The sequence below is a fragment of the Lachnospira rogosae (ex Hitch et al. 2025) genome (assembly GCF_040096455.1).
GTDB lineage: Bacteria > Bacillota > Clostridia > Lachnospirales > Lachnospiraceae > Lachnospira > Lachnospira rogosae.
This window is the reverse complement of sequence record NZ_JBBMER010000001.1, coordinates 409,509-429,171: the sequence shown is the minus strand read 5'-3', so window position 1 is coordinate 429,171 and position 19,663 is coordinate 409,509. Positions and strand designations below refer to the sequence as shown.

Genomic DNA, 19,663 nt, shown 5'->3' with positions numbered 1-19,663 from the left:
ATTTTCTGGAAGTTTTTAGATTTATGACCGTATTGCTTTCTCTGTGCATAAATGATAACTGATGAATTGAAGCTATATCAGAAATTTGTAATCAAACCAGAAAATTAGTTATTATAAAAAATTGATAAAATGGCATTTTATAAATATATATAATTATAATACTATTTTCTATGAGTGTTTCTTTGAAGATTTCAGTATAATAAAACTATATTTTTGTTATTGTTTTATTTGAAAGTTGCTTTTGCGTTATTATATAAAATAAATCCAATTTTTATTATTTATATATTTTTTTGATATTATATATTAATTGGATTCTATTAGCTTTAATATTTATAATGCTTGGTTATTTAATATACAAAAATAAATGATGATAATTTTCAAATGTATCATATAAGTGGTATTGAAATGCATATCTTTTTTGATAATGCTCGAAATCTTGACGCTTTGATTTGAAAATGATATCATTATATCAAGGTTTAATGATATCATTAAAGGAGGTGTATTTTGATTAAAGAAAATAAATCCAACCGAACAAGACAGGTTCAATTCCGAATGGATCCGGAAATATTTAATAAATTAAAAGCAGCTATTGTTTATGACAAGGATATGCATAGTATGGCAGACTTATTTAATGAAGCGGCACAAAATTATTTAAAAGAAAGGGAATCCGGAGGTAAAGACAAATGACAAGGCACGATATGATTGAACATATTGGCAGTGGATATATGACATCAAATATAGAAGATGGTGAATACAGCTACATTCAGGAGGCAGGGTCAAGGGCTAATCTTGAAAAAGCACTAGGACGCAGCATATCTCATTTTAAGTTGGATATTCGCTTTGAAAAAGGAGATGTAGTTGTACTTGTTGAAACAAAACAGTTGCTAAAAAAATCGGATGAAGCGCAACTTAATGAGTATCTTCAGCAGGAACGAGCATTGCATTATAATAAGAAAATTATTGCTATTCTTGCAAACACAAATAATAATGAAATCAAAGTTTGGAAATCTGCTGTTGATGATGAACATATTTTAACTGATGAAACTGTTCTTGATAAAATGGAGCATTATGTTGGCTTATTTGATGCAAGTAAACAAAATGACAGAGAAAAAGTTCTGAAAAATACATATGATTTGAATGAGCTCCTTCACAAAATGGATATTGATGAGAGACTTCGTAGTCAATTTGTTGGTACAACACTTCTTTACTTAAAAAAATTGGTAGAGAAATTTGAAGTTAAAAAAATTGATGAAGAATTAAGGAAGACGTTAGATACACTTTGGGCTGTAATGGATGGTAAACAACTTCGTGCTGCTATTGAATCTACATTGGATAGTTTACTTGATGGCTCTGATAACAAAGCAAAAAAAATTGAATTACTTCAAAAGAATGTTCTTAATGATCAAAAGGTTAAGAAATTGACAATAAGCAATTGGATTAAAATTCTAGACACCATTCTTATGGATATCTATCGTTACATTGATGTAAATAGTTCTGAGGGGCAAGATATTCTTAATTTATTTTTTATTGCATTTAATAAATACACTGGTAAGGCAGATAAAAATCAAGCATTTACACCTGACCATATAACAGAATTTATGTGTCGATTAACGGAAGTTGATAGAACTAAACGAGTTCTCGATATAACATGCGGCAGTGGTTCATTCTTGGTACAGGCTATGGTTAAAGAGTTGGCAGATTGTAGTCGAGATAAAACTGAGGAGGAAGCAATAGCGTTACGAGATGTAGTAATGAAAGAACATATATATGGTATAGAGGTTGAAGAAAAAGCTTATGGTCTATCGACCACAAATATGCTTATTCATGGTGATGGAAACTCTAACATTAAATTTGGAAGTTGTTTTGATTGCAAGACGTTCATTAAGAACGCTGATCCAGATATTGTTTTAATGAATCCCCCATATAATGCTAAACCTATTGGTATTCCAGAAAAATACAAAAAAGATTGGGGAAAAGCAAAAGATGGTAAGGAAGATTCTACAAAAGGATTAGTATTTATTCATTATCTTTCAGATGTTATTGAAGAAATGAATAGGGATCGTGAAGCTAAAGGTAAACGCAGAAAAACGGTAAAACTTGCAGTGTTACTTCCTGTAGCTGCTGCCATTGGAACAAGTACGATTATCGAAAACGAAAAAATTGAAATGTTAAAAAATAATACACTTGAAGCAGTATTTACATTACCTAATGAAATTTTTTATCCGGGTGCCTCTGCTTCTGCTTGTTGTATGCTATTTACATTAGGTAAGCCACATAAAAAAGCAGATGGTACAGTTAATGAAACTTTTTTTGGATATTGCAAAGAAGATGGATTTAAAAAGAAGAAAAATCTTGGGAGAATTGAACAATTTGATGAGAATAATAATTCAAAATGGAAAGTTATCGAGGAAGAATGGCTATATTTATTTAACAATAAAAAGGTTATAGATGGAAAATCAGCAACAGCTTCTATAAATGGAAAATCAGAATGGTTATGCGAAGCATATATGAAAACAGATTATAGTAAACTTTCCGAAGATGATTTTCAACAAACATTAAATAATTATCTTGCTTATTTAGTGAAGGAGGGGAAAATTTATGAATCTTGATATTAATAATTGGAAAGAATTTACTTTTGGAAGATTGATTTCAGATATTTATAAATCAAAAGCTATTAATAAAGATGATTTACAAATTGCTGCTAATTGGAAATTAGGTATAAGATATATTACACGAACAGCCGAAAATAATGGTTGTGAATTGATTGCTGATTTATCATTTATTGATAATAGTTTTATTCAAGAAGGAAATGCTATAACAATAGGTGATACAACCGCAACTTGTTTTTATCAATCAGAAAAGTTTATTACTGGTGATCATATGGTGGTTGTGCGTGCTGATTGGTTGAATGAAATACTAGCACTTTATATGGTAACTATTTTAAATAAAGAACAATATAAATACTCATATGGAAGAGCATTTTTAATTGATAGAATTAAAGAAACGCTTGTTAAGCTTCCGATACAATATAATGAGGATGGAACTGTTTATATAGATTCTCTAAAAAAATATTCGGATTTGGGATATGTACCAGATTTTGATATGATGCAACAATACATAAAAACACTTCACTTTAAATATCTCACTACTAAAAATAAAAGAATAAATATTCAAAAACTGAAAATTAGCGATTGGAAGGAATTTTATATATCGAGAACATATACACAATCAGGTTTATTTGAAATAGAAAATTGTAAATGTGGTAGTGCTGGCAATTTAGATGATGGAAATGATATAAACTATATTGGAGCAAAGAAGAATAATAACGGAGTTATGAGAAGAGTCGTTCGTGTAGAATCCCTTGTATCGAAAGGAAATGGAATTATGTTTATCTGTGACGGAGAAGGTTCCGTAGGATATACGAATTATATGGATGAAGATTTTATAGGTTCGACTACAACGTCTATTGGATATGATGAAGCACTTAATCCCTATGTTGCGTTATTTTTAGTAACAATTTTAGATAAAGAAAAATTCAAATATTCATATGGTAGGAAATATCGTACACATATAAATGAAGCGATTATTAAACTTCCGATTCAAAGAAATCTAAAAGGAGATCCAATTATTGATGCTTCAAAGAAATATTCAAAGGAAGGGTATATTCCAGATTGGACATTTATGGAAAATTATATAAAAGCATTACCTTATGGTGATAGACTAAATATATAAACATATAGGTTTTAGTATGTAATACTAATGAGGTGCTTGCGAGAATATGTGTACCTTATAAAATATAAACAGTTATTATACTAAAAAGGTTACTAGTAATTAATTGGGATGAATTGCTGGCATTATAAAATTTAATAATATATCATTAATGTTATTTGATAAAAGAAGAATGAAATATTATATTCATTAGCATACTGCTAATTGGAGTGTTTTGAGTTGAATAAGAATTTGTTTAATGCTTACAGGTGCGGAAACTTTCCGCACCTGTTTTATATTAATTATAATTGGATATGCTTAACGATTTATCGAAATAGAGATAACATTTATTATAATTTATGTTATGATATAATGAGCACAAAATATTTATAGAATTATTGATAGATTAAAATACAAGGGGATTTATATATGAAAGCAGTAGGACTTGTAACAGAATACAACCCATTTCATAATGGACATTTATATCATCTTAATAAAGCAATGGAGCTTACAGGGGCGGATATAAGTGTTGCTGTTATGAGCGGGGATTTTGTACAGCGTGGAGAACTGGCTGTTCTTGATAAATATACGCGTGCTTCTATGGCACTCAACAGCGGAGTTAATCTTGTCGTTGAACTGCCTGTTAATTATGCTGTGTCTAGTGCTGAGAGCTTTGCCGCTGGTGCTTTAAAGGTTCTTGATTATATAAAAGCCGACAGTATTGCTTTTGGAAGTGAGAGCGGGAATATAGAAAGGCTTTCTAAGCTTGCACACATTTTGTGTGATAACGAAGATACACTATATAAGGAAATATCTAAATACACTGCCAATGGAATATCCTATGCTGCCGCAAGACAGAAGGTTGTGGAGAAGCTGACGGATAAAGACACTGCGGCAATGCTTACAAGTTCTAATAACATACTTGCGGTTGAATATCTGAAAGCTATCATAAAAAATAATTATGCTATTAAGCCTTATACCGTACAAAGACAGGGCGATGCTTATAACGATACAGATATAAGAAGTGATTATGCCAGTGCAACGGCGTTAAGAGGAAATCTTAAAGCGGATAATATTTCTAAATATATACCTGTAAAAGCAGGTTTAATATTATCCTTAAATACGAATTATATATATCCTGATGACATAACAGAAGCGTTATTTACCAGACTTTTAGATATACTTTTTGCGAGTAGTTATGATAAAAATGTATTTATAGAAAATGTTATGCAGTATCCAGATGTAAACAAGGAGATTGCTGGCAGATTATATAAGTCCGCTATGGATATGATAACAAGGACAGTACAACAGATGTCAGAAAGTAAAGATAATGGGGCGTTTTCATTTGGAAGCCTGTGCGAACATATAAAGACAAAAGAAGTGCCGCTTTCCAGAATAAAAAGAGCACTTGTAAGGATAACGCTAGGGCTTGATAAAAAACACATGGAAAAATATTCCAATGCGCCATATATAAGAGTGCTTGGATTTGATAAAAAGGGGCAGGAGTATCTTTCATATATAAGAAAAACTGTGGAAGTCCCACTTATAACAAAGACCGCTGACTATAAGGAAATGCTGCTTGATGATATACATGCGGCTAATATTTATAATATGATTGCTGCTGGAAAGTATGGAGTTAAAGAACTGGGCGATTATGTTAAAAACCCGATTAGGGTTGGGTAACATCGTAATAAATGTAGGTTTTAACTATACATAATAGTATATAATGTATTTAAAATACAATAAAAATATATTTAATTATATTGAGATTGAAAATTTTAAATTCTAAATACAATATGTTATATATGACTATGCGTGTTTTTATAAGATATTAAATATAAAATTAATTGAAGGAGGTAGTATATGGATAAATCATTATTATTAGGCAATGGCGTTAATATACAGTTGGGGATTAATAGTTTAAAAGCAAGTGAAATACGAAAAAGATTTAGTAATAATTTAAAGATATATAAACCTTTAATAGAAAAAATGTTTGATGTTAATATGAACAAAATTATAGAAGAATATAGTAATGTTGCAGAAGATGAATCAATAGAAAAACTAGTTACTATATTAGAAGAAAGTATTATTGAAAATCATAAAGGATATTTTACTAAAAATGATGAAATAAGGCTAGAAGATATTATTGTTGATATAGGATTAACTTCAATTTTTTTTAATGTTGAAACTGGAATAAATTTAAAAAGACAGGATGTTGCATTAAAATTAGCAGATTATAAAAATATATTTACATTAAATTATTATGAATTTTGGGATGAAAATCATATATGTAAATATTTACATGGAAAATTTGATTTATCAATGTATGATAATATAAAGAAAAAAATATTAATATCTGAAAAATGGAAGAACATTCCGGAATATAAAAAAATAATAGACGAATTACATAAAGAAAATGATATAGATATATTATATAGAAACAATACAGATGTGATACTTTCAAGTACAAATAAGCATAAGGATAAATTGCATTATGTAGCAGGGCTTTATCCATCTAATGATATCTATCCATCTGATGATTTACTACTAATTAATTGTAAACAATTATATGAAGAATTGGATGGAATAGGACACTTGGATATATATGGAATGTCTCCATATGGAGATGTTGCAATAATTAATAAAATTAAAAATGTAAAAAATGTAAAGGTATATGTTTATGATAAAGAGCACAATGCTCAACTTAAAGAATGGGAAAAAATATTATCAACTACTAATTGTGAAATTTTGGATTCTGGTGAGTTTGTAATTTAATATTACTTAATATGTAATTAGTAAAATGATTATAAATTATGGTTTTATATGTGAAAATTTGTCAATTTTAAAGAAGCTAGACTAACTAAAAAGGTTAAAAAGGACTTATTATGTATTTAATATCAGCGTATTTTGATGAAAATACTAATAAAATATTGAAATATCTGCAACAAAGAATTGCCGATAAAACAGGCAATGATTTTATGATAAGGAATAATGTTATGCCTCATCTTACACTAAGCTCAATTGAGGCAAGAAATGTAGATGTATTAATTCCAGCATTTGAAAAGGTATGCAGGGGAAAGTTACAGCCTTTAGAAGAAAAAAGCGTTGCAAATAATACGATAAATATAGTATCGGTCGGACAGCTTTTTCCACGCGTGATATATGCCGCACCTGTGCTTAACGAGTATATGATGAAACTTTCGATATCAATATATAATGAATTTGCAACAATTCCAGAAACTAATATAAGCAAATTTTATCAGCCATATTCGTGGATGCCGCATATTACACTTGGCAAATGTCTTGATAAGGAGCAGATGAGACAGGCATTTGCTGTATTACAGGATTTATTTATGCCTATAGATGGTCGGATTACTAAAATAGGATTGTCTACGGTCAATCCATATAGAGAAGTGATGAGTGTAGAACTGTAGCTGTTAAAAGTTATGAAAGTTAAATTGCCATATCTGATAAGAATTGACGATTTTAAATTTAATTACGTCATATAGTGTTTTAATTTAGTCAAATGATTGATAAATGACTAAATTAAAATACAGCAAATGCTGCTAAAGAAGCATTTTCAGAGTATCTTACTAATACTAATCTTGATAGCAGACAGATTTATTTCGTAAATCAGATAGTAGAATATATTGTTCACAATGGAATGTTGAGAGATTTTTCAATTCTTCAGGAATCACCATTTACTGATCAAGGAAGTGTTGTAGATATATTCACAGATTTAACTGTGTGGTTTGGAATTAAAAAGGTTATAGATACCATAAATGATAATGCAGCAGCTTAAATAACATTGGATTATAGACATAATTCAGTAAAATTGCTTAACATTTAGAACAATCCTCACCTTGTCTTACGCAAAAAAAAGGTATATAATGAGGGCAAAAGTAGCGGTAACATAATGGTAAACATAATGTGCCGAAATTCATATTTTAAGGAGGAGTCAGTAATCATGGCATTTATTGACACAATTTACGCTAGAGCAAAAGCAGATAAGAAGACTATCGTTTTACCAGAATCTATGGATAAGAGAACATTCGCAGCTGCTGAGAAGATTTTAAAGGAAGGTATCGCTAATCTTATAATCATCGGTACACCAGAAGAAATCGCTGAGAACAGCAAGGGATATGATATTACAGGTGCTACAATCGTAGATCCATTCAATGATCCTAATAAGCAGAAATATATCGACAAGTTCGTTGAATTAAGAGCTAAGAAGGGTGTTACACCTGAGATGGCTAAGGAACAGATGGAGAAGGATTATATGTACTATGCATGCCTTATGTGTAAGTGCGGTGATGCTGATGGTGCAGTTTCAGGTGCCTGCCATTCAACAGGTAACACAATCCGTCCAGCTCTTCAGTTATTAAAGACTAAGCCAGGTATCAGCAGTGTATCAGGTTTCTTCCTTATGGAGGTTCCTAACTGTGAATTAGGCGAGAATGGATTATTCGTATTCGCTGACTGTGCTGTTAACCCAGATCTTGATTCAGAGAAGCTTGCAGAAGTTGCAGCATTATCTGCAGATTCATTCAAGAGCTTTGTTGGTGCAGAACCTAAGGTTGCTATGCTTTCATTCTCTTCATACGGAAGTGCTAAGCACGAAAGAGTAACTATGGTAGCTGATGCAGTTAAGATTGCTAACGAAAAGTACCCAGACATTGCTGTTGATGGTGAACTTCAGTTAGATGCTGCTTTAGTTCCAGAAGTTGCAGCACTTAAGGCTCCTAACAGCAAGGTTGCTGGTAAGGCTAATACATTAGTATTCCCTTCACTTGAAGCTGGTAACATTGGTTACAAGTTAGTTCAGAGACTTGCTAAGGCTGGCGCTTATGGTCCAGTTCTTCAGGGTCTTTCAATGCCAGTTAACGATCTTTCAAGAGGATGCTTCGCAGAAGATATCGTTGGTGTTGTAGCTATGACAGCAGTTCAGGCTCAGGATGCTGCTAAATAATTGTGTACATACATTTTGATGATATGATTGCCACGCGGCAGTCAGGTACATCATTTATAATAATATGAGGGACGAATTATTTGCCCCTCATATTGTTTGTATAACTAACATAGACTGATTATTTAATATGATATTTTTATTTTGAATATAGTGCTATCGGTGAACCGATAAAGAAAGTATTGTTAAATGATTTATATTATATTAAATGATTATATAACTTATATTTAATTTTATAGGAGATTAATAAGAATGAATATTTTAGTATTAAACTGCGGAAGCTCATCACTTAAGTATCAGTTAATCAATATGGAAGATGAGAGCGTTATCGCAAAGGGTCTTGTAGAAAGAATCGGTATTGATGGTTCTATCCTTACACATAAGCCAACAGGAAAGGATAAGTATGTTGTTGAAACACCTATGAAGGATCACAACATTGCTGTTAAGCTTGTACTTGATGCTCTTATGGATGCAGAACACGGTGTGATCAAGTCTACAGACGAAATTGCTGCTGTAGGTCACAGAGTACTTCATGCAGGTGAGAAGTATATCGAGTCTTGTCTTGTAACAGAAGATGTTAAGAAGGTAGTAAGAGAGTGCTTCGATTTAGGACCTCTTCATAACCCAGCTAACCTTATCGGTATTGAAGCTGTTGAAGCTGCTATGCCTGGTAAGCCAAATGTAGCTGTATGGGATACAGCATTTGGCGGAACAATGGAGCCAAAGGCTTATCTTTACGCTATTCCTCGTGAATACTATGAAAAGTATGGCGTAAGAAGATACGGTTTCCACGGAACAAGCCACAGCTTTGTATCAAAGGAAACAATCAAGTTTGCTGACCTTGACCCTAAGACAGCTAAGGTTATCGTATGCCACCTTGGTAATGGTGCTTCAATCTCAGCTTCTATCGGTGGCAAGTGTGTAGATACATCTATGGGTCTTACTCCACTTGAAGGTCTTATTATGGGTACTCGTTCAGGTGATCTTGATCCAGCTATTATCGAATACCTTTGCAACCATGAGAATCTTACAGTAAGTGAAATGCTTAACATCCTTAACAAGAAGTCAGGTGTTCTTGGTATGTCAGGTGGTATTTCTTCTGACTTTAGAGATCTTAACGCAGCAGCTAACGAAGGTAATGAAGTAGCTAAGGTTACACTTGAAGCTTATGCTTACAGAGTAGCTAAGTACATCGGTTCTTATACAGCAGCTATGAATGGTGTTGATGCTATCACATTTACAGCTGGTGTTGGTGAAAATGCAGCTTGGTTAAGACCAATGGTATGCAAGTATCTTGGATTCCTCGGAGTTGAACTTGATGAAGCAGCTTCTGAGAAGGCTTGCGGTGTTGAAGGCATCATCTCTACACCAGAATCAAAGGTTAAGCTTTGCGTAATTCCTACAAATGAAGAACTTGCTATTGCAAGAGAAACATTAGCACTTGTAAAGTAATTAACGACATATGTTAATTGATTAAATATATTACGATTGAATATATTGTGCGGTTTAATATATTGCGATTAAATATATTAAATTAGTTATTGACAAACCAATATCAGGTGCGTATAATAGACCAAGTGTGGTAAGCGTTATGCTTATTTACTATATATAGTATGAATTGGAGACAATTATGCTAATTGATTTAAGAGAGCTTTTATCCGGTTCACAGGATGAGAAGAGTTATAAAGCAGATATTGAGATGAATACATTTAATACAGGTTCTTCTGATTATGATATAATTGATAAGCCTGCGGTTGATGTTATCATTAAGAAGCTAGGTAAGAATAAGCTTTCTATTAAGGCTGATTCTTATGTTACCCTTAGTATTCCTTGTGACAGATGCTTAGAGCCAGTTGATACACGCGTTGACTATACGGTTGATGAGATTGTTGACTTTAATGATAACGCATCCGAGGAAGAAGCAAAAGAAGAAAAAGACTATATTGATGGATACGACCTCGACGTGGACAAGTTAGTTTTCGGCGAAATACTGATATCCATGCCGGGAAAGACCTTATGTAAGGAGGACTGCAAAGGAATTTGTCTGATTTGCGGTGCGAATCTGAACAAAGGAGAGTGCGGTTGTGACAGGGATATCCTGGATCCAAGAATGTCTGTTTTCAAAGATATTTTAAAGAATTTTAAGGAGGTGTAACCGAATGTCAATTTGTCCTAAGAATAAATCTTCAAAGGCTAGAAGAGATAAGAGAAGAGCTAATTGGAAGATGAGCGCTCCTAATCTCGTAAAGTGCAGCAAGTGTGGTGCATTAATGATGCCTCATAGAGTATGTAAGTCTTGTGGCTCATACAACAAGAAAGAAATCGTTACTGTAGACTAATTTCTATAGAGTAACTTATTTAATGAGTCTGTCCTTTAGAGGGCAGGCTCATTTTTTATGCCTTTCGTGTACGTTTCTAATAAATGAAAGTTTCTAATCTGCCTGGATGGTGGGACGGATACGGCTAAGACCAAAGGTGTTCCTGTTCATAGATATATTCTTTTTGGATCCTTATTAAGAATATAGGTGAAATACATTTTTAGCATATGCTTTCTTTTAAGCTTTGCTTGCATAAATAGCATTTTAGTAGTATATTTAAAAGGCATAATTTATATAAGGAATGGTATATTTATGATAAAAGTTGCACTTGATGCTATGGGTGGAGATAATGCCCCTGGCGAGATTGTTAAAGGTGCGGTAGATGCCGTAAATACAAGCAAAGAATGTTTTGTATATCTTGTTGGAAAAGAAGATGTTGTTAATAACGAACTTTCCAAATATACTTATAGCAAAGAGCAGATAGAAGTTGTTAATGCTACAGAGGTTATAGAAACAGGTGAGCCACCTGTTATGGCTATAAGACATAAGAAAGATTCATCTTTGGTTAAGGCTCTTAATATGGTTAAGAATAAAGAAGCTGATGCTTTCGTATCAGCAGGAAGTTCTGGTGCTATATTAGTTGGTGGACAGGTTATTGTTGGACGTCTTCCAGGCGTTGAAAGACCACCAATAGGTGCGATTGTTCCTACTGATAAAGGCTGTGTGCTGATAGTTGACAGTGGGGCTAATGTTGATGCCAGACCAGCTTTTCTTGTGCAGTGGGCTAAGATGGGTTCTATATATATGGAGAACTGTCTTGGGATTAAGAAGCCAAGAGTAGCGATAGTTAATGTTGGTCTTGAAGAGGAGAAAGGCAACCAGCTTGTTAAGGAGACATTTCCACTTCTTAAAGCGTGTGATGATATTAACTTTATAGGAAGCATTGAAGCAAGAGAGATACCAAGAAGCGGTGCAGATGTTATCGTGTGTGATGCATTTGTTGGTAATGTTATATTAAAGCTTTACGAGGGTCTTGCTGGTACAATTATATCAAAGATTAAGGGTGCATTTTATTCTAATCTTAAGTCAAAGATTGGAGCAATGCTTGTTAAGGACTCAATTAAGAGTACACTTAAGACTATGGATGCATCAGAGTATGGTGGAGCACCACTTATAGGTCTTAATGGTCTTGTTGTTAAGACACACGGAAGTGCCAAAGCTAAAGAGGTAAAGAATTCAATTCTTCAATGCGTGACATTTTCAAAAAGCAATATTAATGAGCAGATTGTTGAGTCACTTTCGCATATGCCGGAATTAACAGAAGAATAGATATAATATTTATAGTAGTACAAGGATGTACATTATATTTATAAAAGTAGTACAAGAACGGATATTATATTTATAATAGTAATACAAGAATAGATGTTATATTTATAATAAGAATATCAGATTTAGAATTGTGTATAACGCCTGATATATATTGATATTCATATAATTAAGATATCAGGTCAGAATGGAGGATTTATATGGAATTTCAGAAGTTACAGAGAATTATTGCAGATGTACTTAATATAAGCGAGGATAAGATTACTAAAGAATCAGCATTTGTTGATGACCTTAAGGCAGATTCTTTAGATGTATTCCAGATTATAACAGAGATTGAAGACCAGTTCGGTATTCAGATTCCAGACGATGCAATTGAGAATATTGTTACTGTAGGAGATGCAGCAACTCAGATTCAGAATGCACTTGCTAAATAATTAATATAAAGAATATTGGTGTTGATATAGCAGGGGTCTATAATATGTGTCAATAGAGCATTAATTTATAAGTGTGCATATTACACGGATAAATTAATGCTTTTTTATGTAACAGGAAATTTTGATAGAATTCCCTGTTACATATAAAGTAATCTGGCAGGATTTTATCTGACTGTATTTTCTTTTTTGAATAAATTGGACATAATTATAAGATTGACACCAGATTGGAGATTGAATGTATAATAAGAATTTATCTGAGTTAATGGATAAAATTAATTATCAGTTTAAAGATATTAATCTTTTAAAAAATGCACTTACTCACAGCTCTTATGCTAATGAGAAGACGATTAAGAAGTATAAAGATAATGAAAGACTTGAGTTCCTTGGTGATGCGGTTCTAGAACTTACATCAAGTGATTACATTTATAAGAATTACAGCAATATGAATGAGGGCCAGATGACAAGACTTCGTGCAAGTATTGTATGTGAACCTACACTTGCTATATGTGCAAGAGCTATTGGAATTGATAATTTCATAATGTTAGGTAAAGGTGAGGAATTAACAGGCGGAAGAAAGAGAGATTCTATAGTATCAGATGCCTGTGAAGCGGTAATAGGAGCAATATATCTGGATGGTGGTTTTGCTAATGCAAAAGAATTCGTTAAATCATTTATTCTTAATGATTTGGAAAGCAAGCAACTCTTTTATGATAGCAAAACTATTTTACAGGAAGTCGTACAGGCGGCACATAAGGAAGTTGTATACGAGATTATAGGAGAATCAGGACCAGAGCACGATAAAGACTTTATTGCAAGTGCGAAGGTCAATGGAATGTTCCACGTTACAGCCAAGGGTCATACCAAGAAGCACGCTGAACAGCACGCGGCATATGAGGCACTTGTGGAATTAAAGAAGCAGGGATATGAAATTCCTATAAGAAAATAGCAAAGGAATTGTATATATGTATTTAAAGAGTATAGAGGTTCAGGGCTTTAAGTCATTTGCCAATAAGATAGTATTTGACTTTCATAACGGAATTACAGGCATTGTAGGTCCTAATGGCTCTGGGAAAAGTAATGTCGCCGATGCTGTAAGATGGGTTCTTGGTGAACAAAGTGCGAAGCAGCTTCGTGGGGCGAAAATGGAAGATGTCATATTTGCAGGAACACAGAACCGTAAACCTGTTGGTTTTGCGTATGTTGCAATAACACTTGATAATAGTGACCACGCACTTCCTGTTGAATATGATGAAGTTACGGTATCAAGAAGAGTATACCGTTCAGGGGAAAGTGAATACAAGATTAATGGACATACCTGCCGATTAAAAGATGTAACAGAGATGTTCTATGATACAGGTATCGGTAAAGAAGGTTATTCAATTATCGGACAGGGACAGATTGATAAAATCCTTAGTGGTAAACCTGAGGAACGCAGGGAGCTTTTTGATGAGGCGGCAGGTATTGTTAAGTTTAAACGCCGTAAAGCTGCGGCTATCAAGAAGCTTGATAATGAAAGAAATAATCTTGTCCGTGTTAATGATATTTTATCAGAACTTGAAAAGCAGGTTGGCCCATTACAGGTACAGTCTGAGAAAGCAAAGGAATATCTTAATTTAAAGTCAGATTTGAAAAAATATGATGTCAACGCATTTTTATTAGAAACTGACCGTATAAGAAAAGAAATTGCTGAGCTTGATAATAAAATAGAGATTGCTGATAATGATCTGGCTGGCTCAAGAAATGAATATGATGCTACTAAGGCAGAATATGAAGCGGCTGAGAACCAGCTTAATGAGCTTAATCTTACAATTGAGCAGACTAATCAGGTATCTTCTGCATTAGAGCTTGATAACCAGAAGTTCAAGGGTGAGATTAATCTGTTTGAGGAACAGGTTAAGACATTTAACGCCAACAAGCAGCTTCATTCTGAGAGAATTAATGACATTGAGAAGGATAAGACTGCCAAGACAGCTTCGATTAATGAATTAAAGAAGCAGGCAGAGGCGATTAATACAGAGATTAATGAATATAACACAAAGCTTAATGCCATTAATGAGGAAGCTGAGGCTGTAAAGGCTGAGATAGACGGAATATCAGGACAGATAGAGAACCGTCAGACACTTATATATGATAATCTGACAGAACAGTCATCTATCAAAGCAGAGAACCAGAAGTTCATTACAATGCTTGAACAGCTTGAAATCCGTAAATCGCAGTTAAACAGCAGGATAATAACTGGAAAAAGTGATGAAACAGCACAAAGACAGGTAATAGCTTCTATTACTTCACAGTTAAAAGAATGTGATGTTAATATAAGCAGTATCAATGCTTCTATTGCAGAAGGCAATGCCAATGTAACATCTATTAAGGGTGTAATAGCTGAGAAGACACAGGAACTTGACAAGCTTACACAGAATTACCATAGAAGCAAGTCAAGACTTGAATCTTTAGTTAATATAACTGAACGATATGACGGATATGGCAACAGTATCCGTAAGATAATGGAGTTAAAGGACAGTACCCCTGGTATTCTTGGTGTTATCGCAGATATTATTAAAGTAGAGAAGCAGTATGAAACTGCTATTGAAACTGCACTTGGTGGAACAATCCAGAACATAGTTACTGATAAAGAGAATACTGCTAAGGAGCTTATTAATTACCTTAAAGTAAATAAGCTTGGCCGTGCAACATTTTTACCACTCAATGCTATTCATTCAAGAAATACATTAGAGAATGATAATTGTATTAATGAAAAGGGTGTTGTAGGAGTTGCGAGCAATCTTGTAAGAGTGTCTTTTGAATATGAAGGACTTGCCAAGTATCTGCTTGGCCGTATTCTTGTAGTTGATAATATAGAAAATGCTCTGGTAATTGCAAGAAAGTATAAATATTCATTAAGAATTGTAACACTTGAAGGTGAGCAGCTTAATCCAGGCGGTTCAATGACTGGTGGTGCTTTTAAGAATTCAAGCAACCTTCTTGGACGAAGAAGAGAGATTGAAGAGCTTAAGACAGAGGTTTCAAGCATAAGCAAGACAATAACAGAAACCAAAGCTTCTATATCGGAGCTTAGAAGTGAAGTCGGTAAGAACAGGGATAATCTTGACCAGTTAAATAAACAGCAAAGAGAGATACATATTAAGAAGAATACTTTAGATGTAACTCTTAAGCAGGCTGATAACAAGTTAAAAGAGATAATTGATGGATATTCAAATGCAGTAAATGAACAGGCAGGCATAGATGCTGAAATATCAAAAGTCAACAGCAATAAACAGCAGGTAAGCGGAAGTCTTAATGTGCTTGACAGCGAGAATGAGGCTTCAAGAAAAGAGATTGAGAACCTTAATAAGCTGCTTGAAGAAAAGAAAGCGAATGAGGCGGCAGTATCACTTAAGCTTGAGAATTTAAAGATATCACATTCATCAGTTGAACAGAAAGCTGCATTTATTAATGAAAATATTCAAAGACTTTCTGATGAGATTAATAGTCTTGATAATGAAAAAGAGAGTATTAACGATAAGATAAATCAGACAGCAGAATTAATAAAGACTAAACAGCAGGAAATAACTGATGTTATGGATAGCATTGAAAAGACAGTTAAAGAGCTTGAAGCTAATAACGAGAAGCTGGCTAAGCTTAAAGCTGACAAAGAAAAGGTTACTGCAAGCCATAAGGAGTTCTTTAAGAAAAGAGAAACCCTTAATGAGCAGATTATCCTTCTTGAAAAAGAAAGTATGCGTCTTCATAACCAGCACGATAAGCTTGATGAATCTAATGATTCGCTTGTTGATTATATGTGGAATGAGTATGAGCTTACATACAGCTATGCATTGGAATTAAAGAGTGATGAATTAACTAATCTTAATGACTTAAGAAAGCAGATTAATATACTTAAAGCTTCTATTAAGAAGCTTGGTGATGTAAATGTTAATGCTATTGAAGAATATAAAGAAGTCAGTGGGCGTTATACTTTCTTAAAGACACAGCACGATGATATGATTGAGGCTGAACAGTCACTTATGAAGGTTATAACTGAACTTGATAATGGAATGAGAACACAGTTTACTGCCAAATTTGAAGAGATAAAAGTAGAATTTGATAAGGTATTCAAGGAATTATTCGGCGGCGGACGTGGTACAATTGAACTTGTGGAAGATGAAGATATACTTGAAGCAGGAATTATAATTGTATCCCAGCCACCAGGAAAGAAGCTTCAGAATATGATGCAGTTATCAGGTGGAGAAAAGGCTCTCACAGCAATAGCGTTATTATTTGCCATACAGAACTTAAAGCCATCACCATTCTGTCTTCTTGATGAAATTGAAGCTGCACTTGATGATTCTAATGTTGGAAGATATGCTAATTATCTTCATAAGCTTACAAAGCATACACAGTTTATTGTAATTACCCACAGACGTGGAACTATGGCTGCGGCAGACAGATTATATGGTATTACTATGCAGGAGAAGGGTGTATCAACTCTTGTTTCTGTAGACCTTATTGCCAATGATCTGAATGAGCCTAAAGAAAGGAAGAGTTAATATGGGACTTTTTAGTAAACTTAAAGAAGGTCTTACAAAGACCAGAGATAATATCGTATCGGGCATTGATAATATATTTAATGGCTTTTCTTCAATTGATGATGATTTCTACGAAGAACTTGAAGAGACTCTTATTATGGGAGATATTGGTGTCAGGGCAACTGATGAGATTATTGAAGACCTTAAGGCTAAGGTTAAAGAGAATAAAATAAAAGACCCTAAAGATTGCAAGCAGTTATTGATTGATACAATCAAAGAGAAGATGAACCTTGGGCCCAATGCATATGAATTTGAGAATACTAAGTCAATTGTTATGCTTATTGGTGTTAATGGTGTTGGAAAGACTACCTCTGTAGGAAAGCTTGCAGGCCATTTAAAAGAGCAGAACAAAAAGGTTGTCCTTGCTGCGGCTGATACATTCAGGGCTGCTGCCATTGAACAGCTTACAGAATGGGCTAACAGGGTAGGTGCAGATATAATTGCACAGAATGAGGGCTCTGACCCAGCGGCTGTAATATATGATTCTATAGCAGCGGCAAAAGCAAGGCACGCAGATGTTCTTTTATGTGATACAGCCGGAAGGCTTCAGAATAAGAAAAATCTTATGGAAGAATTACGCAAGATTGACAGAGTTATTGAAAGAGAGTATGCTGATGCGTATAGGGAAAATCTTATAGTCCTTGATGCGACAACTGGTCAGAACGCACTTTCACAGCTACGCGAATTCAATGATGTAACTAATATAACAGGAATTATTCTTACTAAGATGGACGGAACAGCTAAGGGTGGTATCGCCGTTGCTATTCAGGCAGAATTTGGAATACCTGTTAAGTACATTGGTGTAGGTGAGCAGGTTAAGGATTTACAAAAATTTGACTCAGATACATTTGTCAACGCATTATTTGATACATCAGATAATGAAGAAGATGATGATTAATGTAATATTTTAATTCAATTAATGATATTTTATATTGATAATTAGATTAATGGTGTATATTATTGTTAATAATTGATTTAATAATATAAAGTAACCTAAAGGAGAGTAGATTTACAATGGAAGAATTAACTTTAAAGAAATTTGAAGAAGCTGCTGAGAAAGTAAAGGAAGCTACATTACCAACTAACCTTATATTCAGCGAATATTTCAGCAACCAGACAGGCAATAAAGTATATCTTAAGCCTGAGAATATGCAGTATACAGGTGCTTACAAGGTAAGAGGTGCATATTACAAGATAAGCACAATGTCAGAAGAGGCAAGAAAGAAAGGTCTTATAACAGCATCTGCTGGTAACCACGCACAGGGTGTTGCATTTGCGGCAAAGAAGTATGGCGTAAAGGCTACTGTTGTTATGCCAACAACAACACCACTTATAAAGGTTAACAGAACTAAGGGTTATGGTGCTGAAGTTGTACTTTACGGAGATGTATATGATGAAGCCTGTGAATATGCTCTTAAGTTAGCAGAAGAAAAGGGACTTACATTTGTTCATCCATTTGATGACCTTGATGTTGCTACAGGACAGGGCTCAATTGCTATGGAGATTATTAAAGAACTCCCAACAGTTGATTATATCCTCGTTCCAGTTGGCGGCGGCGGACTTGCAACAGGTGTATCTACACTTGCCAAGCTTCTTAATCCTAATATTAAAGTAATCGGTGTTGAACCAGCCGGTGCTAATTGTCTGCAGGCTTCTTTAAAGAATGGAAAGGTTACAACACTTCCAACTGTCAGCACAATAGCTGATGGTACAGCAGTTAAGACCCCGGGTACAAAGGTATTCCCATATCTTCAGAAGAATCTTGATGATATAATAACAGTTCCTGATGAAGACTTAATTGTATCTTTCCTTGATATGGTTGAAAATCATAAAATGATAGTAGAGAACTCAGGTCTTCTTACAGTTGCAGCACTTAAACAGCTTAAGGTTAAAGATAAGAAGGTTGTTTCAATTCTTTCAGGTGGTAATATGGACGTAATAACAATGTCATCTGTTGTTCAGCAGGGTCTTGTTCAGAGAAGCAGAATATTTACTGTATCTGTACTTCTTCCAGATAAGCCGGGTGAACTTGTAAGAGTTGCACAGATAATTGCCAACGCTAATGGTAATGTAATCAAGCTTGATCATAACCAGTTTGTAAGCATTAACAGAAAGGCTACAGTTGAATTGAGAATAACTATTGAAGCTTTCGGACATGAACACAAAGACCAGATTGTATCTGAGCTTGAAAAGAACGGTTTAAGACCACGTCTTGTTAAGGTTAATATCTAATTTATCAAAGTGACACTGATATGTTACGCTGATACATAAAAGTTTTATTTTAACAGGCTTACATAAAATGTATATAATATACAAGTATAGATGTGAAAT

Annotated in this window: 16 protein-coding genes and 1 pseudogene; all 17 read left to right on the top strand. The window is 33.8% G+C overall.

The window, feature by feature from the left end:
- Positions 1-504 precede the first annotated feature (504 nt).
- The 17 genes and pseudogenes from WMO14_RS01970 to ilvA all read left to right on the top strand — a co-directional run bounded on the left by WMO14_RS01970 (position 505) and on the right by ilvA (position 19,564).
- Positions 505-687 carry a hypothetical protein gene (locus WMO14_RS01970; RefSeq protein WP_349153178.1) on the top strand — a complete coding sequence of 61 codons (183 nt, stop codon included), beginning with the start codon at positions 505-507 and terminating at the stop codon, positions 685-687.
- On the top strand, positions 684-2,609 hold the full coding sequence (locus WMO14_RS01965; protein WP_349153177.1) for an HsdM family class I SAM-dependent methyltransferase: 1,926 nt from the start codon (positions 684-686) through the stop codon (positions 2,607-2,609). Before WMO14_RS01970 ends, WMO14_RS01965 begins: the two co-directional genes overlap by 4 nt.
- Positions 2,599-3,732 (top strand): restriction endonuclease subunit S, encoded by a 1,134-nt coding sequence (locus tag WMO14_RS01960; RefSeq protein WP_349153176.1) that lies wholly within the window; start codon positions 2,599-2,601, stop codon positions 3,730-3,732. Before WMO14_RS01965 ends, WMO14_RS01960 begins: the two co-directional genes overlap by 11 nt.
- Before the next feature lie 405 nt (positions 3,733-4,137).
- Entirely contained in the window at positions 4,138-5,391 is a 1,254-nt protein-coding gene (locus WMO14_RS01955; RefSeq protein ID WP_349153175.1) for a nucleotidyltransferase, read from the top strand.
- A 180-nt stretch (positions 5,392-5,571) separates the two neighbouring features.
- Positions 5,572-6,483 (top strand): hypothetical protein, encoded by a 912-nt coding sequence (locus WMO14_RS01950; RefSeq protein WP_349153174.1) that lies wholly within the window; start codon positions 5,572-5,574, stop codon positions 6,481-6,483.
- Positions 6,484-6,593: 110 nt separating this feature from the next.
- On the top strand, positions 6,594-7,142 hold the full coding sequence (locus tag WMO14_RS01945; protein ID WP_349153173.1) for a 2'-5' RNA ligase family protein: 549 nt from the start codon (positions 6,594-6,596) through the stop codon (positions 7,140-7,142).
- A 125-nt stretch (positions 7,143-7,267) separates the two neighbouring features.
- A pseudogene (locus tag WMO14_RS01940) lies at positions 7,268-7,510 on the top strand (type I restriction-modification enzyme R subunit C-terminal domain-containing protein); the annotation flags it as partial.
- A 165-nt stretch (positions 7,511-7,675) separates the two neighbouring features.
- On the top strand, positions 7,676-8,677 hold the full coding sequence (pta, locus tag WMO14_RS01935; protein WP_022206630.1) for a phosphate acetyltransferase: 1,002 nt from the start codon (positions 7,676-7,678) through the stop codon (positions 8,675-8,677).
- A gap of 249 nt (positions 8,678-8,926) precedes the next feature.
- A complete protein-coding gene (locus WMO14_RS01930; protein ID WP_055174816.1) occupies positions 8,927-10,126 on the top strand; it encodes an acetate/propionate family kinase in 1,200 nt (399 codons plus the stop codon).
- Between the two features lie 178 nt (positions 10,127-10,304).
- Entirely contained in the window at positions 10,305-10,829 is a 525-nt protein-coding gene (locus tag WMO14_RS01925; protein WP_022501711.1) for a YceD family protein, read from the top strand.
- 4 nt (positions 10,830-10,833) lie between these two features.
- Positions 10,834-11,013 (top strand): 50S ribosomal protein L32, encoded by a 180-nt coding sequence (gene rpmF / locus WMO14_RS01920; protein WP_022501712.1) that lies wholly within the window; start codon positions 10,834-10,836, stop codon positions 11,011-11,013.
- 291 nt (positions 11,014-11,304) lie between these two features.
- Positions 11,305-12,321, top strand: coding sequence for a phosphate acyltransferase PlsX (gene plsX / locus WMO14_RS01915; RefSeq protein ID WP_055306619.1), 1,017 nt, complete (start codon positions 11,305-11,307; stop codon positions 12,319-12,321).
- A gap of 197 nt (positions 12,322-12,518) precedes the next feature.
- On the top strand, positions 12,519-12,752 hold the full coding sequence (gene acpP / locus WMO14_RS01910; protein ID WP_022501714.1) for an acyl carrier protein: 234 nt from the start codon (positions 12,519-12,521) through the stop codon (positions 12,750-12,752).
- A 235-nt stretch (positions 12,753-12,987) separates the two neighbouring features.
- Positions 12,988-13,698 carry a ribonuclease III gene (gene rnc, locus WMO14_RS01905; RefSeq protein WP_349153172.1) on the top strand — a complete coding sequence of 237 codons (711 nt, stop codon included), beginning with the start codon at positions 12,988-12,990 and terminating at the stop codon, positions 13,696-13,698.
- Between the two features lie 16 nt (positions 13,699-13,714).
- Complete coding sequence (smc, locus tag WMO14_RS01900; protein ID WP_349153171.1) at positions 13,715-17,293, top strand: chromosome segregation protein SMC; 3,579 nt, start codon at positions 13,715-13,717, stop codon at positions 17,291-17,293.
- Between the two features lies 1 nt (position 17,294).
- Positions 17,295-18,230 (top strand): signal recognition particle-docking protein FtsY, encoded by a 936-nt coding sequence (gene ftsY, locus WMO14_RS01895; protein WP_022501717.1) that lies wholly within the window; start codon positions 17,295-17,297, stop codon positions 18,228-18,230.
- 116 nt (positions 18,231-18,346) lie between these two features.
- On the top strand, positions 18,347-19,564 hold the full coding sequence (gene ilvA, locus WMO14_RS01890; protein ID WP_055174806.1) for a threonine ammonia-lyase: 1,218 nt from the start codon (positions 18,347-18,349) through the stop codon (positions 19,562-19,564).
- Positions 19,565-19,663: the final 99 nt, after the last annotated feature.

Excerpts from the sequence above, each read along its gene's own strand:
- WMO14_RS01965 (WP_349153177.1), top strand. The coding sequence starts at position 684 with ATGACAAGGCACGATATGATTGAACATATTGGCAGTGGATATATGACA.
- WMO14_RS01960 (WP_349153176.1), top strand. The coding sequence starts at position 2,599 with ATGAATCTTGATATTAATAATTGGAAAGAATTTACTTTTGGAAGATTG.
- WMO14_RS01955 (WP_349153175.1), top strand. The coding sequence starts at position 4,138 with ATGAAAGCAGTAGGACTTGTAACAGAATACAACCCATTTCATAATGGA.
- WMO14_RS01950 (WP_349153174.1), top strand. The coding sequence starts at position 5,572 with ATGGATAAATCATTATTATTAGGCAATGGCGTTAATATACAGTTGGGG.
- WMO14_RS01945 (WP_349153173.1), top strand. The coding sequence starts at position 6,594 with ATGTATTTAATATCAGCGTATTTTGATGAAAATACTAATAAAATATTG.
- pta (WP_022206630.1), top strand. The coding sequence starts at position 7,676 with ATGGCATTTATTGACACAATTTACGCTAGAGCAAAAGCAGATAAGAAG.
- WMO14_RS01930 (WP_055174816.1), top strand. The coding sequence starts at position 8,927 with ATGAATATTTTAGTATTAAACTGCGGAAGCTCATCACTTAAGTATCAG.
- WMO14_RS01925 (WP_022501711.1), top strand. The coding sequence starts at position 10,305 with ATGCTAATTGATTTAAGAGAGCTTTTATCCGGTTCACAGGATGAGAAG.
- rpmF (WP_022501712.1), top strand. The coding sequence starts at position 10,834 with ATGTCAATTTGTCCTAAGAATAAATCTTCAAAGGCTAGAAGAGATAAG.
- plsX (WP_055306619.1), top strand. The coding sequence starts at position 11,305 with ATGATAAAAGTTGCACTTGATGCTATGGGTGGAGATAATGCCCCTGGC.
- acpP (WP_022501714.1), top strand. The coding sequence starts at position 12,519 with ATGGAATTTCAGAAGTTACAGAGAATTATTGCAGATGTACTTAATATA.
- rnc (WP_349153172.1), top strand. The coding sequence starts at position 12,988 with ATGTATAATAAGAATTTATCTGAGTTAATGGATAAAATTAATTATCAG.
- smc (WP_349153171.1), top strand. The coding sequence starts at position 13,715 with ATGTATTTAAAGAGTATAGAGGTTCAGGGCTTTAAGTCATTTGCCAAT.
- ftsY (WP_022501717.1), top strand. The coding sequence starts at position 17,295 with ATGGGACTTTTTAGTAAACTTAAAGAAGGTCTTACAAAGACCAGAGAT.
- ilvA (WP_055174806.1), top strand. The coding sequence starts at position 18,347 with ATGGAAGAATTAACTTTAAAGAAATTTGAAGAAGCTGCTGAGAAAGTA.